Here is a 16,589-nt window from a genome sequence, read left to right on the forward strand (position 1 = left end):
AATCCTCCGGTCAGGCGTTCAAGGTGCCGAGGTTGCGCACGATGGCCTGCTGCCCCAATGCGATCTTGTAGGCGTTGTGGCGATAGGCTTTGGCGCCCTTGAGGGCGATGGCGGCGACTTTCTCGAGGGTCTGCGGCGTCAACGGCTGGCCTTTGAGCGCCTGCTCGGCTTCAACCGAGCGCCAGGGTTTGGTGCCGACCCCGCCCAGCGCCACCCGCGCGTCACGCACGGTGTTGCCATCCATGACGACGATCACCGCGCTGGACGCCAGGGCGAACTGGTACGAGGCGCGATCTCGCAGCTTCAGGTACGCAGACTTGTTACCGGCCAGCGGCGCGGCGAGCACCACATGGGTGATCAACTCATCGTCCAGCAGCGCGTGCTCTTTCCACGGCGTCGCACCGGGCAGCAGGTGGAAGTCAGCGAAGTCCACGCTGCGCTTGCCCTTCGGCCCTTGCACCTCGACGGTCGCGCCAATGGCGACCATCGCCACGCACATGTCCGAAGGATGGGTCGCGATGCACTGGTCGCTGGTGCCGAGCACCGCGTGAACACTGCGGTTGTGGCCGTCAATGGCCGCACAGCCCGAGCCCGGCTCGCGCTTGTTGCACGGTGAATAACCGTCGCGAAAATAGTTGCAGCGCACCCGTTGCATCACGTTCCCGGCGGTCGTGGCCTTGTTGCGCAGTTGAGTGGTGGCGCCGGACAGCAACGCCTGGGACAGCACGGCATAGTGCTCGACGATGTGCGGGTGATGGGCCAGTTCGGTATTGCTGACCAGCGCACCGATGCGCACGCTGCCGTCCTTTTGCACTTCGATCTGCTTGAGCGAGAGGTGGTTGACGTCGATCACCTGATCCGCCGGCATGATGTCCAGCTTGACCAAGTCCAGCAACGTCGTCCCGCCGGCGAGAAAGAAGGTCGTCGGGCTTTTCGCGTGGGTTGCCACCGCCTGTTCGACGCTGTTGGCGCGCACGTAATCAAAGGCTCTCATCAGCTCACCTCCTGGACGTTGATGCGCGCCGACTGGATCGCCGCGAGGATGTTCTTGTAGGCGCCGCAACGGCAGATGTTGCCGCTCATGGCTTCGCGCACGCTGTGGTCGTCGGTGCCGATGTTTTTGTCTTTCAACAACGCCGCCGCGCTCATGATCTGCCCGGAGGTGCAATAGCCGCACTGGTAGGCATCGTGTTCCCAGAAGGCTTCCTGCACCGGGTGCAGCTTGCCGTTCTGGGCCAGGCCTTCAATGGTGGTGATGTCATCGCCTTCGTGCATCGCCGCGAGGGACAGGCATGAGTTGATCGCCACGCCGTTGACGTGGACGGTGCAAGCGCCGCACTGGCCGTGGTCGCAGCCTTTCTTGGTGCCAGTGAGTTGCAGGCGATCGCGCAGCACATCAAGCAGCGCCGCGTTGGCCGGCAGGTTCAGGGTGTGGGCCTGGCCGTTGACTTTCAGGGTCATGCGCCGCTCGTCTGGCGCGGGCGGATCAATGTCATCGGCGACGGCGGCCTGGGCTGCCAGCGCCTGGGTCCAGATCGGCGCCGTCGCGGCAGCGAGGCTGGACACGCCGATGGACTTCAGGAAGTTGCGGCGGGACGGGACGGTAAAGGCCTTGAGGTCACAAGACAGTTCTTCTTTGTTGGGGCGATCAGGCTGATCGGTCATGAGCGGGTTCCTCGTCAGCGTTGGGTCAGACCTGGCGGCCGACGGTGGGCGGACGCGCGGGCAGGGACGGCAGGTGGAACGGTATCCGGTATGGCTGGGGCCAAGGGCAGTCTTCAAAAGACGGCAGTCTTCAACGATAACCAATGCGCAGGCACTGCATTCGGTTGAATCCGTGCATGCACTTGTGAGTCGTGCTCTCTAATCCGTGGCGCTTGTGTCAGCAGCGAGGGCTGGCGCCTTGTCGGGATCAGGAAAGCAGGCGGTGCTGGCCATGGCTCAAGGGTTGTGACCGAAGCACCGGGGGATGGTTGCGGATATTTCTCGAGTGGAAAAATCACAGCATGTTACGAGTGCCCGGGGCGGCGAAACCGCACCCGGGTACCCCAGGCATCAGGCGGCCGACGCTTCTTCTTTCAGGGTCGCCATGTCGATGACGAAACGGTATTTCACGTCACCCTTGATCATGCGCTCGTAGGCCTCGTTGATGTCCTTCATGTGGATCATCTCGATGTCGGAGACGATGCCGTGCCTGGCACAGAAATCCAGCATCTCCTGGGTTTCCTGAATGCCGCCGATCAGCGAGCCGGCAATGCTGCGGCGCTTGAAGATCAGGTTGAACACGCCTGGCGACGGGTGCGGCTGATCCGGCGCGCCGACCAGGGTCATGGTGCCGTCGCGCTTGAGCAGGTTCAGGAACGGGTCAAGGTTGTGCGGCGCCGCCACGGTGTTGAGGATGAAGTCGAGCTGATTGGTCTGGGTCGCCATTTCATCGGCGTTTTTCGACACGATCACTTCATCGGCGCCCAGGCGCAGGCCGTCTTCGCGCTTGTTCGGCGAGGTGGTGAACAGCACCACGTGGGCGCCCATGGCGTGAGCGATCTTCACCGCCATGTGACCGAGACCGCCCAGCCCGACAACGCCCACCTTCTTGCCCGGGCCGACTTTCCAGTGGTGCAGCGGCGAGTAAGTGGTGATCCCGGCGCAGAGCAACGGCGCGACGGCGGCCAGGTTGTCGCTGTGGGAAATCTTCAGGACGAACTTCTCTTTCACGACGATCTTGTCGGAGTAGCCACCGAAGGTGTTCTCGCCGCCAAACACGGGGCCGTTGTAGGTCCCGGTGAAGCCGTTTTCGCAGTATTGCTCTTCGCCTTCCGCGCAGGACGCGCAGTGCTGGCAGCTGTCGACCATGCAGCCGACGCCAGCGAGATCGCCGACCTTGAAGTGGGTGACGTTGGCGCCGACCGCGGTGACCTTGCCGACGATCTCGTGGCCCGGCACCGATGGATACAGCGTGTTGTTCCACTCGTTGCGCGCGGTGTGCAGGTCCGAGTGGCAGACGCCGCAGAACAGGATGTCGATCTGCACGTCATCGGCGCCCGGCTCGCGGCGTTCGATCTGCAACGGAGCCAGCTTGTCAGTGGGTTTTTGCGCGGCGTAGCTGTAAGTCTTGATCATGGGGTGATCATCTCCAGTGGGGCAAAAAGACGGGTAACAGCAATCAGTGACAGGCGAGGGCGCGCAAAGGTCAATGCCGAAACATGAAACCGTCACTGCCGGGCTGTTTGACGAGCCGTGTGAATAGAGTGCCGGGTTAAATCTTTCCGTTTGCGGGCCGCTATAGGGCTGTGCAGCGTGTGATTTCAATAAATGTCGTGGAATACGGTTTTTTCGTCGCGAATAGACCGCAAATCCGAATAAGCCGCTTGCAACCTTCTGTCACACCCCATGAAGATAGCTCAGTCCGACGCTGGCAATGGAGCGCCTATGAATTCCCCACTTTCCACCCTCTCCGGGTACACGCCGATTGCCGACGAGCGGATCTCCGCACCCGGCGATAACGGCCTGTCGGCCGTGGGGGGATTGACCGAGGAGAGTTCGCTGGACGCCCTACTGCGCGCCGCGCGTGAGGCTGCACCGGAGTTGAGCTGGGCCGCTTACCGTGCCGGCCAGCAAATGCACCTGTTGGGGCAGGGCAGTTCCGCCACGGACTGGCCGACGTTGATACCCCGTGAAGAATTCGACGGCTACTGCCGCAAGCACCATTTGCAGCGTTGGGTGACCGGCCATGGCGAGTCCGCGCTGGGCTGGCTGTTGATGCCGGACGCGCACGCCGGCGATCCGTTTTTCGCCGAGCTGGCCGGGCGTCTGGGCCTGCGCCTGCAGACCGATGCGCTGGCCCGGGCCCAGGCCACCCAGCGGGTGCTCTATGAAATCACCTACCTGGCCAGCTCGACCCGTGACCGTTCGGCGTTTCTGCAAGGCGTGCACAAGCAGCTCTCGACCCTGATCGACGCGGAAAACTTCTACCTGGCCCTGTACGAAAGCCACAGCGGCAAAATCACTTACCCCTATTACATCGACATCACCGACCTCGACGCTCTCGAGGCGGAAACCTACGAGTTTCTCGATCCCGAGCGGCTGTCCATGACCGGTTATGTGCTGACCACCGAGCAGGCGCTGTTCGTCGATGCCGCCGCCATCGAGCGGGCGCGGGTGCTGGATCGCTTCCACTGCGTGGGCCATCGCCCGGAATTCTGGATGGGCGCGCCGCTGAAAAACGCCTCCGACGACGTGTTCGGCATGCTGGCGATGCAGGTCTATGACGTCGCCCGGGTCTACAGCGTCGAGGATCAGGAGCTGTTTCTGGTGGTAGCCCGCCACGTGGCCATGGCCCTGGACCGCATTCTGCACCGCGCGCAACTGGAAGAAACCGTCGCCCGCCGCACCCTTGAGCTGTCCCGCCTCAACGACGCCCTGCGCAATGAAGTGGCCGATCGTGAACGCGCCGAGCACTTGCAGAGCGCGCTGTTCCAGATCACGGAGCTGTCCAGTCAACCCGGCGACATGACCGACCTGTTCAAAAGCCTGCACGGCATCGTCGGCGAACTGCTGTTTGCCCTGAACTTCTATATCGCGCTGTTCGACGACGCCACCGGCGAGGTGACCTTCCCGTACTACGTGGACGAACGGCTGACCCGCCGCCCCGACCCGCGCCGTGGCGAGCGTGGCTTTACCGAATACGTCATCCGCCAGCGCCGGCCGTGCCTGATCGACGGCGCGGAGGCCCGCTGGCTGGAAAGCATTGGCGAGATCACCCTGCAGAACGAGGTCAACCGGTCCAGTTCATGGCTGGGCATTCCGCTGTTCGACGGCGATGTGGTCCGCGGTGTGCTGGCAGTGCAGAGCTACACCTCCCATGTCAGCTACTCGTTGCGCGATCAGGAGCTGCTGACCTTCGTGTCACGCCACATTGACACGGCACTGTCCCGGCGCAGCGCCGCCGAGGCCATTCACACCGCCAACCTGCGCCTGGAAGCACGGGTTCAGGACCGCACCCGGGAGCTGGACTACGCCAACGCCAAGCTGCAACACGAAAACGCCCACGACGCGCTGACCGGACTGCCCAACCGCAGCCATTTGCAGCAGCGCCTGAGAGACGCGTGGGAGAAATTCTCTCAAAAGGGCGAGGAACTGGCGGTGATGTTCATCGACCTCGACCGCTTCAAGATGGTCAATGACAGCCTCGGCCATCACTCGGGCGATCTGCTGCTGATTCAGGCCGCCGACCGCTTGCGCCACTGCATGCGCGACAGCGATTTGCTCGCTCGGCTGGGCGGCGATGAGTTCGCGGTGCTGGCGTACGCCGCGCCGCCAGACGTCACCGTGGCGATTGCCGAGCGTATTCTCCTGGCCTTCGATGTGCCGTTCTACATCGACGGCCACGCGGTGTTTTCATCCTGCAGCATCGGCGTGGTCGGCGCCGACCTGCAGTTTCACAGCGAGCCGGCGGATTTGCTTCGCGACGCCGATACCGCGATGTACCGGGTCAAGAACGCCGGGCGCGACAGCTATGCGGTGTTCAACCAGGAAGTGCGCCGCGAGGTGTCCGACCAGATGGAGCAGGAGACCGCGCTGCGCAACGCCCTCAAGCGCACCGACGAACTGGTGCCGTATTTCCAGCCGATCATCGATGTGGCCAGCGGCCGGATACTGGCCCTTGAAGCGCTGATCCGCTGGCGTCAGGCCGATGGCCGTATCGTCGCGCCGGGTCAGTTTCTGCCGGCGCTGGAAGGTCTGCGCCTGATCGGCCGTCTGGACCTCTACATGCTGCAGCAGGTGGTGGCGATTCTTGCCCATCCCGACCATGCCCATTGGCCGACGGTGCACGTCAACTGTTCCAGCTACAGCATCACCCGCCCGGAGTTTTCCAGCGAAGTCCTCGGTTTGCTGAGCCAGCACGGGGTGGCGCCGTCGCGCATCTGCCTGGAACTCACCGAAGGCGCGCTGGTGGCCGAGCCTGAACTGGCGCGTCAAGCCATGAAGCACTTGGCGGACAACGGCGTGTCGGTGGTCCTCGATGACTTCGGCGCCGGCTTCTCGTCCCTCAGTTACGTGCACCAGTACCACTTCAGCGGGCTGAAAATCGACAAGTCCTTCACCCTGGAACTGACCACCAGCTCCCGCAGCCGGGCCATCGTTCGCGCCATCGTACGCATGGCCGAATCCCTGGGGCTGACGGTGGTGGCGGAGGGCGTGGAAGACGCCGCAACCCTGGACCTTCTGCGGGACATGGGCGCAGGTCAGGCTCAGGGTTACTACTTCTCGATGCCGGTGCCCCAGGACAGGCTGGATTTGAGCGGGTTGCGGTAAACGGCGCGAATTAACGTTTCAGCATTTTCCTCAGTGCGCGCACGACATCCCTTTTGCACTGCTCCGTCAGGGCGCCGGGGTGGAAGTCGAACATGTGTGGCACGCCGGGGTAAACGTGCAGCTCGACTGGAACTCCGCTGCGAGAGAGCTTGCCGGCCCACGCCATGTCCTCATCCAGGAACAGGTCCAGCGCACCGACGGCGATAAAGCTCGGCGGCAGGTGACTCAGGTCATCAGCCAGCGCGGGGGAAAACAGCAGCGCGCGGTCATCGTCGCAGAGGTACTCGCCCCGGTAGCACTGCCAGCAGAATTGATTGGCCTCCCTGGACCAGCTGAACCTGCCCGCGCCAGGGTTTTGCTCGGGAGCCCCAGGGGTGCCAGTGCGGTGGTCGAGCATCGGATACATGAGCACCGAGCCGGCGATGGAAATGTCACCACGGTCACGGGCGAGCAGGGTCAGCGCCGCCGCCAGTCCGCCGCCCGCGCTGTGGCCCATGATCACGATGCGTTCGGGATTCACGCCCAGCGCAGCTTGCTGGTGGAGCAGCCACTGGAGGCTGCGATAGCAGTCTTCCAGCGGGGCAGGAAAGGGATGCTCGGGGGCGAGCCGGTAATCGACGGCGACGATCAGCGCGCCTGACTCACTGGCCAGATCCGCCAGGTAGTCGTCGGCCATTTCCGGGCACCCCAACACGAATCCCCCGCCGTGCACGTACAGAATCGCAGGGAGGTCATGGGCGTCGGCGCTGTGGTCAGGGCGGTAAAGGCACAGGCGCAGGTCGTTGCCGTTTGCAGGTTCACGGACCCAGCGCTGTTCGCCGCGAGCGAGGTCCGCGGGTTTGAACGCAGCGTGGATGCGTGTGCGAATGGCGGCGAGGTTGTCCCGGCTCCATTCGCTGGACACCTCGTCGCGGAAGAAACGGTACTCGGGATCCAGCAACTGATCGGGGTCCACACAAACCTCCTGAGCGAAGACGGGGGACTGGAAAGCCCCCCCCCCCCGTTGTTCTGCGCTTACAGCCACGCCTTGATACGCGAGCACACCGCCGGGGTGGAAATTCCATAGCGGTCATGCAGCGTCGGCAGGGCGCCGGCGTCGAGGAAGGCGTCGGGCAGGGCGATCTGCCGGAACGTCGGGGTGACTCCGTTACGTAACAGCACCGTCGCCACCGCTTCACCCAGCCCGCCGATGATCGAATGGTTTTCCGCCGTCACCACCAACCGCCCGGGTTTTCGCGCTTCGGCGAGAAGGGTCTGCTCGTCCAGCGGCTTGACGGTCGGCACGTGCAGCACTGCTACGTCGATGCCATCGGCCTGCAACGCCTTCGCCGCTTCCAGCGCGCGCATGGTCATCAGCCCCGTGGAGATGATCAGCACATCGTTGCCGGTGCGCAGGGTCTTGGCCTTGCCGATCTCGAAGGTGTAGCCGTATTCGTCGAGCACCAGCGGAACGTTGCCGCGCAACAGGCGCATGTACACCGGGCCCTGATGCGCTGCGATGGCTGGCACCGCTTGTTCGATTTCCAGCGCGTCGCAGGGGTCGACGATCATCAGATTGGGCATGGCCCGGAAGATTGCCAGATCGTCGGTTGCCTGATGGCTCGGGCCGTACCCAGTGGTGAGGCCGGGCAATCCGCAGACGATTTTGACGTTGAGGTTTTCTTCGGCGATGGCCATGCAGATGAAGTCGTAGGCCCGCCTCGACGCGAATACCGCGTACGTGGTGGCGAAGGGCACGAAGCCTTCGCGGGCCATGCCGGCTGCGGCACTCATCAGCAACTGCTCGGCCATGCCCATCTGGTAGAAGCGCTCCGGGTGGGCCTTGGCGAAAATGTGCAGATCGGTGTATTTCGACAGGTCGGCGGAGAGCCCGACGATGTCCGCGCGCTGCTCTGCCAGGGCGGCCAATACGTGGCCGAAGGGTGCCGGGCGCGTGGCCTGGCCTTCGGAGGCGATCGAGGCAATCATCGCCGACGTGGTCAGGCGTTTCTTGCCGGGCTCGTTGTGGGTCAGTGCGCTCATGCCGTTCTCCCGATTTGCAGGTTTTCCAGTGCCAGGTCCCACTCGTTTTCATCGACGCGAATGAAGTGGGTTTTCTCGCGCGTCTCCAGAAACTCCACGCCTTTGCCCATTTTGGTGTCGCAGATGATTACCCGTGGTTGCGCGCCGACATGGTTGCGTGCGGCATCGAAGGCGGTGACCAACGCCTCGATGTCATTGCCGTCCACGCGCTGGGTGAACCAGCCGAAGGCCTGCCAGCGGTCAACGATAGGTTCAAACGCCAGCACCTCGCTGGAATGGCCGTCGGCCTGCTGATTGTTGACGTCGATGATCGCGATGAGGTTGTCCAGCTTCCAGTGCGATGCGGACATCGCCGCTTCCCAGGTCGAGCCTTCGTTCAGTTCGCCGTCGGAAAGCAGGTTGTAGACGAAGGAGGCGGCCTGCTTGCGCTTGAGCCCCAGGCACGCGCCGACGGCGATGCCCAGTCCGTGGCCCAGCGAGCCTCCGGTGATTTCCATGCCCGGCGTGTACGCCGCCATTCCCGACATGGGCAGGCGGCTATCGTCGGCGCCGTAGGTTTCCAGCTCGTCCACGGGGATGATCTCGGCCTCGATCAACGCGGCGTACAGCGCGATGGCGTAGTGACCGATGGACAGGTAAAAGCGGTCGCGGCCTTCCCAGTCCGGGTCCCGGGGCTGGTAGCGCAAGGCGTGGAAGTAAGACACGGCGAGCAGATCGGCCGCGCCCAATGCCTGCCCGACATAACCCTGGCCCTGAACCTGGCCCATGCGCAGGGCGTGGCGTCTGATATTGAAGGCGCGCTGGGCCAGCGACAGCGCCGGTTGATGTGATGGACTGATGTTCATGTGAGTGGCTTCTCTTTGTTAGCGATTGACGGACGCGGCGGGGATGCGCAACACCAGCAGGGCGCCGATGCACAACACGCCGGTAATCAGGTACATGCCGATGGCGCTTGAGCCGGTGGAGGTGGTGATCCAGCCGATCAGGTACGGCGAGCAGAAGCCGGCGAGGTTGGCGAAGCTGTTGATCCCGGCGATCCCTGCGGCGGCGGAAACGCCGCCTAGCAGCGTGGTCGGCAGCATCCAGAACAGTGACGACGCCGAAAGCACACCGGAGGCGGCGAGGCACAGGCTGAGCACCGACAGCAGCAGATTGCCGCCCAGTAGCGCCGCCAGCGACAGGCCAACAGCGCCGGCGATCATCGGGGCCACCAGATGCCAGCGCCGCTCGCGGTGCTTGTCGCCGCTGCGGCCCATTAACAGCATGGCCGCGATGGCGCACATGTACGGCAGGCTGGTGAGCAGGCCGATGTGCAGCGGGTCGGCGACGCCGGCGTTGCGGATCAGCGTCGGCAGCCAGAAGGTGATCGCGTACTGACCCATGACCACGCAGAAATAGATGCAGGCCAGCAGCCACAGACGCCTGTCGCGAATGAACTCCCCGACCGAGCTGTGGGTGACTTTCTGGCTGTTGTCCTCGGCCAGCTCCTTGTTGACCAGCTCCTTTTCCTCGTCGTTGAGCCAGGTGGCCTGGTGCACGCCGTCCTTGAGGTAGCTCAGTACCAGCAGCCCGACGATGAGGGTGGGAATGGCCTCGATCACAAACATCCATTGCCAGCCGGCCCAGCCGTGCACGCCGGCGAAACGGGTCATGATCAGCCCGGACAGCGGCCCGCCGATCATTCCCGACAGCGGGATGGCGATGAACCACAGCACGGTCATTCGTGCGCGGCGATAGGACGGAAACCAGTAGGTCAGGTACAACAGCAGACCCGGCGCCAGGCCGGCTTCGGCGATGCCCAGCAGAAAGCGCAGGCCGTAGAACTGCCAGGCGGTTTCAACGAAGGCGAAGAGGGCGGAGATGATTCCCCAGGAAATCATGATGCGGGCAATCCAGCGGCGGGCGCCGACCCGGTGCAGGATCAGGTTGCTCGGCACTTCGCAGAGAAAGTAGCCGAGGAAGAACATGCCGGCGCCGAGCCCGTACACCGCTTCGCTCAGGGCCAGGTCGTTCATCATCTGCAGCTTGGCGAAGCCGACGTTGACCCGGTCCAGGTAGGCGCACAGATAGCACAGCATCAGGAATGGCATCAGCCGCCAGGCGGTTTTGCGGTAGGCAGTGGTGCGGACGGAAACGACCGCATCCAGGGAGAGGGTAGTCATGATGGTCTGATCTCTTGTTTTTATGGTCAGCTGCGGCTGAAACGTCGATTCAGAACAGCGCCGACGACCTCGGCCGGCGCAGAAAACATCAATGAATGAGCATGCCGCCGTTCACGTCCAGGGTAATGCCGGTCAGGTAGGACGACAGGTCGCTTGCCAGAAACAGCGCGGCGTTGGCGACATCCTGCGCCGCGCCCAGTCGGCCCAGCGGGATGCCGTCGATGATGGCGTGGCGGCGCTCGTCCTGCATCAGGCCGCCGGTGATGTCGGTGTGGATCAGGCCCGGCGCAATGGAGTTCACGCGCACGTTGTCCGGGCCCAGTTCCCGAGCCATGGCTTTGGCCAGGCCCAGTACGCCAGCCTTTGCTGCGCTGTAGTGAGGCCCGCCGAAAATGCCGCCGCCACGTTGTGCCGAGACCGACGACATGCAGACGATGCTGCCGGATTTTTGCTCGCGCATCAGCGCAATCACCGCCTGGGACATCAGCAAGGTACCGCGCAGGCTGACGTCGAGCACTTTGTCGTAGTCGCCGGGGCGAATATCGAGGGTCTTGAGGGGCTGGGTGATGCCGGCGTTGTTGATCAGTACGTCGATGCGGCCAAAGTGCTCGATGACCCGCGCGACGGCCTGTTTCACCTGCGCTTCGTCGGCGACATTGGCGGCAAGGCCCAGATGACCTTCGCCCAGTGAAGCGGCGGCGTCGCGGGCGGCGGATTCGTCGAGGTCGAGGATGACCACGCGGGCGCCGTGTTGGGCGAAGGTGGCAGCGGTGGCCCGGCCAATACCGCGAGCAGAGGCAGCGCCGGTGATGATTGCAATTTTGCCTTGAAGGAGCATGGGCGTGATCTCGTGTGATTATTGTTATGGGCTGGATCAGCGGGAAGCGAACTTTTTCGCTGTCCGACTTCTCTGGCCAGGTCAGCTTGTGCTCCGTGCCAGGGGTGAGCAATGACGCAAAAGTCATTGGATGCTGAAAAAAATTCAGCACTCGTCACGGCCTGTGCCGGGTGATTGAATGGCGGGTCTGGAGATAACAACAACAAACGTGGAGCCATGTCCCCATGAAGCGTATCGACGAAGCCCCGCCCAGCGTGCCACCGCTGAAAGCCATTCAGGCCTTTGAGCAGACCGCGCGCTTTGGCAACGTTGCACGGGCGGCGGAAGTGCTGGACCTGACGCCCTCGGCGGTCAGCCATCAACTCGCCAGGCTGGAAGCGATGATTGGCCGTCAGCTGTTCGTGCGCGCGGCGCGCGGCGTCACCCTGACCCCGGTGGGCGAGCAATACCTGAAGGATATTTCCGGGTTGTTGCACAGCCTGGCCATCGCCACAGAGCGGGCGGGCAGCGACGTCAGCCTCGACTGCCTGCGGCTGCATTCCTCACCCAGCTTCGGGCTGCTTTGGTTGATGCCGCGACTGGAAGCCTTTCGCCTGAGCCACCCCGACATTCAGATCAATCTGTCGTGTTCCTACGAGTCGCTACATTTCAGTCGCGACAAGATCGACGTCGACATTCGCCACGGCGAGCCCAACTGGCCGAGCTTCGAAGTGCGCACGGTGCGCAACGAAACCTTCGCCGTACTGGCTTCACCCAAGCTCATTGAAACGCGTCCGGTCGCTCAGGCCTCGGATCTGCTTGACCGCGATTTGATTCTCTCGGAAGCGACGTTGCTGCGCTGGCCGGCCTGGTTCGCCCAGCATGGTCTGGCGCGTCCGGAAAAACCCTATGCGCTGAGCTTTGATCGCTCGTATATGACGCTCGAGGCCGCCAGCCACGGTTTGGGTTTCGCGCTGGAAAGCACGCTGCTGGCACAGAAATACCTGGCGAGCGGGGCGTTGGTCGAGGTGGCGCCTGAAGCGCTGTCAGCGCCGGTCGCGGCGCATCATCTGGTGTTCCCGAAAGCGCACTCCGGCTTTCCCAGGGTGCGGCGATTTCTGGAGTGGATGGAGAAGGAGTTGGGGCATGGGTTTGTGTTTTGAGAGGTCAACTGCTGACCGCGGCTACACGTCTGTAATGTGTATCTGTGATCGCGCCTCTCATCGCAGTTTGATGAAACATTCCGCAACATTTCTCTTAGCCGCGAGTCAACGCTACATCTCCCTGCAAAGAATTGTTCATGAAGACTCCTCGACCGTCCGCACGCCTCAAGCCACTCAACGAATTACGCAATCTGAAAATGGCCCGTTCCGCCCACGCCTATGTGCGCGGCAGCACGGTGCAGTTTTACGAATGGCTGCACAGCCAGTCAGGCCGACGTCTGCCCAGTGGTCCGCCGGTGTGGATCTGCGGCGACTGTCACGCCGGTAATCTCGGGCCGACCGGGGATTCCAAAGGGCGCATCGACATTCACATCCGCGATCTGGATCAGACGGTGATCGGCAACCCGGCCCACGACCTTGTGCGCCTTGCGCTGTCCCTGGCCACTGCGGCCCGGGGTTCCGATCTGCCCGGCGTCGCCACCGCGAGAATGCTCGAAGAGATGATGCAGGGTTACGAGCTGGCGTTCGAAGATGGCGCCGATGAGGAGCCCGCACGCCCGGCGCAGGTGAAGGCAGGGATGCGCAGCGCCGTTCAGAGGACCTGGAAGCACCTTGCTCAGGAGCGTATCGAAGACACCCGGCCGACCATTCCGCTGGGCAAGCATTTCTGGTCGTTGTCCCGCGATGAGCGTCATGGCCTGAAAGACCTGTGCGCGACGCCAGAGATTCATGCGCTGGTCACCTCGCTGAAGGGCCGATCCAAGGATGATCGCGTCGAGATGCTCGATTGTGCCTACTGGGTGAAGGGTTGCAGTTCGCTGGGCCTGCTGCGTTATGCAGTCCTGTTGAGCGTGGGCGATGACGAAGATCAGGAATACTGCCTGCTCGACGTCAAGGAGGCTGTCGCTGCCGCCGCGCCGCGCACCCCTCGCGCGGGCATGCCTCGGGACAACGGCAAGCGCGTGGTGGAAGGCGCTCGGCATCTGTCGCCAGGGCTGGGTAATCGCATGATCGCTACGCGCATGCTCGATCACGGTTTCTTCGTCCGCGAGCTGTTGCCCCAGGACATGAAGCTTGAGCTTGATCAACTGAGCGAGCGGGAAGCCATGAAAGCCGCCGGTTACCTGGCCCGCGTCGTCGGCCTGGCCCACGCCCGGCAGATGGACCTCGCCACGCGCTCGTCGTGGATGCGCGAACTGCAGCTCAACCGCTCGCAGACCCTGGATGCGCCGTCGTGGCTGTGGAGCAACGTCGTGCATCTGGTGGGCAGCCACGAACAGGGCTATCTGGAGCATTGCCGGCGGTATGCGCTGGAGAATTGATTCGCCCTGGAAAATCGATTCGGACGGGAGCGCCCCCTTGACCTCGACTTAGGTGGAGGTTCGAGACTGGGCGCTCCCACGTTCAGGATCATTCCCATGCCGCAAACCCACCTTGCTTCACCCTTCGCGTTGTCCAACCCGCCAGGCTTGTATGATCCGGCCCCCAACGCTTATTCCCATCTCGCCGCCGTGCGCCCCAACGCCGAGTGGCTGTTCATCGCCGGGCAGGGCGGTGAGGATGCTCAAGGTCAGCTGTCCCCGGTCTTCGCCGAACAGGCAGCCCAAGCCATATCCAACGTCCGCACCGCCCTGCAATCCCGCGGGGCCGACCTTCAGCACATCCTCAAACTGACGCTGCTGATCGTTGATCACACGGAGGAACGGTTGCGCATGTGGGTCGAGCAGGCGGATCGGGCATGGGCCGGTCATATGAAGCCGGTGTGCACACTGATCCCGGTACCCCGCCTGGCATTGGACGGGATGCTGATCGAGATCGAAGCGGTGGCGGCGCGCATGCCTAACGGGTGAACGATAGTTCGTCAGATGCACGCGCTGGTAGGACCGGCCTCAGCTGGGAAGACGCCAGTGTGAGCACCGTCAATTCTGCAGTGTGGCTGCCGGCGCCTTCCCGGCTGAAGCTGGTCCTACAGCTGAATGCTCAATTTCCGGACGCCACCGCTTCACCGGCACACCGCGGAAGCCTCACCGTGAAGGTCGTGCCTTCCACCGCGTCGGAGACCACGGACACATCACCCCCATGCGCCCGGGCGATCTCGCGGACGATAAACAACCCCAACCCCACGCTTCGCAGCTCGGCGTCAACATCTACGCCGCGGGTAAGCGGCTCGAACAGACGGGTGCGCTGCACTTCCGGAATGACCGGGCCGAAGTTATGCACGGCAATCACCACCGTCCCGGCCTCCAGCGCGGAAGTAATCGTCACCGGTCTGGCAATGTCCCCATACGCCACGCTGTTCGCCGTGAGGTTGCCGATCACCTGAAACAGACGATCGTTATCCAGCGCCACGAGCCCCGTGCCATCCGAGCAGTGCGCCAGCTCCGCGCGGGGGAAAGCAACACGCAGTTCATCAACGCAATGGCCGATGAAGGTGTGCAGATCGACTTCCGTGGGGTTGACGCTGATGCCGCGCCCGACCCGGATCACCGTCAGGTCGAGCAGGTCGGCGATCATCCGGGTGGCGCGCTGCACCGAATCGCCGACGTGCTTGAACAACCGGGTTTCCTGGGCCGTGCGTTCACCGCGAGCGAGCAGGTCGGTGGCCATCTTGATCGCGGTGAGGGGGTTCTTCAGGTCGTGGCTGACGATCGCCACCATCTGTTCGGCAAACGTGGCGCGTCGCTGAGCGGTTTCGTAAGCCTCATTGAGTTCCGCCTGAGCCCGGCGCAACGCAGCCTCGGCGGCGGTTTTTTCCTGCAGCAGCTCTTCCGCCGCCTTGCGTGCCTTGAGCAGCTCGCGCTCGTATTTGTCTCGGTCAGCGGTGCCGAAGAACGCCAGCTCGTTGTAGACCTTGCCTTCATGCTCCCGGCGCACGCCGTTGAGCAGCATGATGATCTGGCGACGGTCGCGATGAACAATGCTCAACTTGACCTCCGCCACCGAGCCCTGCAAGCGCATCAACGGCGCCCAGTGGGTCTGGTGGAAGATGCGCCCGCCGACCGTGAGCAGGTTTTGGAAAAGCATGCCGCTCAGCTCGTCGCCGGTGTAGCCCAGCCAGTCGCAGAACGTGCGGTTGGCGCGCAGGATCCGGCCGTCTTCGTCGGTGACCACCAGACCGCACGGCGCGCCCTCGAACAGTTCGACGACGTCCGGTGCTGCCGCGAAATCACTCGGCATTGAGGCTGATCCACCGCCCGAGGAACGCATCGATCGCATCGGAACAGGCGGCGGGCGCACTCAAGTGAGGGCAATGGCCGACATTATCGACCAGCTTCAGGGTGCTGTTGGGCAACGCGGCGTGCAGGTATTCACCGACGGCAACCGGGGCGATGAGGTCGTCGGTCGATTGCAGGATCAGCGTCGGCGTGGTCAGGCCGGCGACGTCCTTGCGGTTGTCCGAGAGAAACGTGACGCGGGCAAACTGCTTGGCGATCTCCGGGTCAGTGCGGCAGAAACTGTTGGTCAGCTCTTCGCCCAGCGCCGGTTGACCCGGTGCGCCCATGATCACCGGGGCCATGGTGCTCGACCAGCCCAGGTAGTTGCTGTCGAGGGTATCGAGGAGCGAATGCACGTCCTCTTCGGAGAAGCCGCCGACGTAATCTCCGGAGTCCACGTAGCACGGGGAGGGGCCGATCATCACGTGGGCGGCGATCAGCCCTGGGGCCTGTCGGTCCGCCAGTACGCCGATCATCGCGCTGACCGAGTGGCCGACGATGATCACCGGGCCCGTGCCGAATTCGCGGACGAGTTCCGCGAGGTCGTGGGCGTAGCCGTTCAGCGTGGCGTATTTCTGGGGATCGTAGGCTTCGATGGCCGAATTGCCAGCGCCCACCAGATCGTAAAGTACGACGTTGAAGCGGTCGGCGTAATGGGGGCTGATCAAGCGCCACATGGCCTGATCGCAACCAAATCCATGGGAAAAAATCAGGGTCGCCCGGCCGTCACCCATGACGTGCACGTTGTTGCGCTGCTGAAGGTTCATTGAGTGTCCGGAAAATGGCGGTGGGCGCGAGTGGTGCCGAGCCTATAGGGTTATCCGGGATAAATCACCTGCAAAACCCATAACAGGCGAACCGGCCGGACCGCTTGCTGGTAAATTGGCGCACGCTT

The 16,589-nt window shown here is 63.3% G+C and carries 14 protein-coding genes; 4 read left to right on the top strand and 10 right to left on the bottom strand.

Going from position 1 to position 16,589, the window contains the following annotated elements:
- Positions 1-10 precede the first annotated feature (10 nt).
- The 3 genes from ABEH28_RS09465 to ABEH28_RS09475 form a co-directional block, all read right to left on the bottom strand.
- Positions 11-994: a xanthine dehydrogenase family protein subunit M gene (locus tag ABEH28_RS09465; RefSeq protein ID WP_346629766.1), complete on the bottom strand. Its 984-nt coding sequence runs from the start codon at positions 992-994 to the stop codon at positions 11-13.
- Complete coding sequence (locus ABEH28_RS09470; RefSeq protein WP_192172169.1) at positions 994-1,665, bottom strand: (2Fe-2S)-binding protein; 672 nt, start codon at positions 1,663-1,665, stop codon at positions 994-996. The genes ABEH28_RS09465 and ABEH28_RS09470 overlap by 1 nt, the downstream gene beginning before the upstream one ends.
- Before the next feature lie 390 nt (positions 1,666-2,055).
- Entirely contained in the window at positions 2,056-3,120 is a 1,065-nt protein-coding gene (locus ABEH28_RS09475; RefSeq protein ID WP_074884816.1) for an NAD(P)-dependent alcohol dehydrogenase, read from the bottom strand.
- Positions 3,121-3,429: 309 nt separating this feature from the next.
- Here ABEH28_RS09475 and ABEH28_RS09480 point away from each other — a divergent pair, with 309 nt between their 5' ends.
- Complete coding sequence (locus tag ABEH28_RS09480; protein ID WP_346629767.1) at positions 3,430-6,315, top strand: EAL domain-containing protein; 2,886 nt, start codon at positions 3,430-3,432, stop codon at positions 6,313-6,315.
- 10 nt (positions 6,316-6,325) lie between these two features.
- Here the strand turns inward: ABEH28_RS09480 and ABEH28_RS09485 are convergent, their stop codons facing one another.
- The 5 genes from ABEH28_RS09485 to ABEH28_RS09505 all read right to left on the bottom strand — a co-directional run bounded on the left by ABEH28_RS09485 (position 6,326) and on the right by ABEH28_RS09505 (position 11,337).
- Entirely contained in the window at positions 6,326-7,270 is a 945-nt protein-coding gene (locus ABEH28_RS09485; RefSeq protein WP_346629768.1) for an alpha/beta hydrolase, read from the bottom strand.
- Positions 7,271-7,329: 59 nt separating this feature from the next.
- Complete coding sequence (locus ABEH28_RS09490; protein WP_346629769.1) at positions 7,330-8,337, bottom strand: transketolase family protein; 1,008 nt, start codon at positions 8,335-8,337, stop codon at positions 7,330-7,332.
- The gene (locus ABEH28_RS09495; RefSeq protein WP_346629770.1) at positions 8,334-9,182 is read right to left on the bottom strand and encodes a transketolase; all 849 of its coding nucleotides are present in this window, start codon (positions 9,180-9,182) and stop codon (positions 8,334-8,336) included. The genes ABEH28_RS09490 and ABEH28_RS09495 overlap by 4 nt, the downstream gene beginning before the upstream one ends.
- An 18-nt stretch (positions 9,183-9,200) precedes the next feature.
- On the bottom strand, positions 9,201-10,499 hold the full coding sequence (locus ABEH28_RS09500) for an MFS transporter (RefSeq protein ID WP_192172163.1): 1,299 nt from the start codon (positions 10,497-10,499) through the stop codon (positions 9,201-9,203).
- A gap of 88 nt (positions 10,500-10,587) precedes the next feature.
- A complete protein-coding gene (locus tag ABEH28_RS09505) occupies positions 10,588-11,337 on the bottom strand; it encodes an SDR family NAD(P)-dependent oxidoreductase (RefSeq protein ID WP_282373029.1) in 750 nt (249 codons plus the stop codon).
- Between the two features lie 224 nt (positions 11,338-11,561).
- Between ABEH28_RS09505 and ABEH28_RS09510 the strand changes: the two genes are divergently transcribed.
- From ABEH28_RS09510 to ABEH28_RS09520, 3 genes are all read left to right on the top strand, one after another.
- A complete protein-coding gene (locus tag ABEH28_RS09510; RefSeq protein ID WP_192172161.1) occupies positions 11,562-12,479 on the top strand; it encodes a LysR substrate-binding domain-containing protein in 918 nt (305 codons plus the stop codon).
- A gap of 137 nt (positions 12,480-12,616) precedes the next feature.
- Positions 12,617-13,801, top strand: a complete 1,185-nt coding sequence (locus ABEH28_RS09515) for a DUF2252 domain-containing protein (RefSeq protein ID WP_192172160.1) — start codon at positions 12,617-12,619, stop codon at positions 13,799-13,801.
- Between the two features lie 96 nt (positions 13,802-13,897).
- On the top strand, positions 13,898-14,329 hold the full coding sequence (locus tag ABEH28_RS09520; RefSeq protein ID WP_346629771.1) for a RidA family protein: 432 nt from the start codon (positions 13,898-13,900) through the stop codon (positions 14,327-14,329).
- A gap of 130 nt (positions 14,330-14,459) precedes the next feature.
- Here ABEH28_RS09520 and ABEH28_RS09525 read toward each other — a convergent pair whose 3' ends face one another.
- Positions 14,460-15,656 carry a PAS domain-containing sensor histidine kinase gene (locus tag ABEH28_RS09525; protein WP_346629772.1) on the bottom strand — a complete coding sequence of 399 codons (1,197 nt, stop codon included), beginning with the start codon at positions 15,654-15,656 and terminating at the stop codon, positions 14,460-14,462.
- Positions 15,646-16,461: an alpha/beta hydrolase gene (locus ABEH28_RS09530; RefSeq protein WP_346629773.1), complete on the bottom strand. Its 816-nt coding sequence runs from the start codon at positions 16,459-16,461 to the stop codon at positions 15,646-15,648. Before ABEH28_RS09530 ends, ABEH28_RS09525 begins: the two co-directional genes overlap by 11 nt.
- Positions 16,462-16,589 lie beyond the last annotated feature (128 nt).

The organism is Pseudomonas sp. Ps21-P2 (assembly GCF_039672565.1).
Taxonomy (GTDB): Bacteria; Pseudomonadota; Gammaproteobacteria; order Pseudomonadales; family Pseudomonadaceae; genus Aquipseudomonas.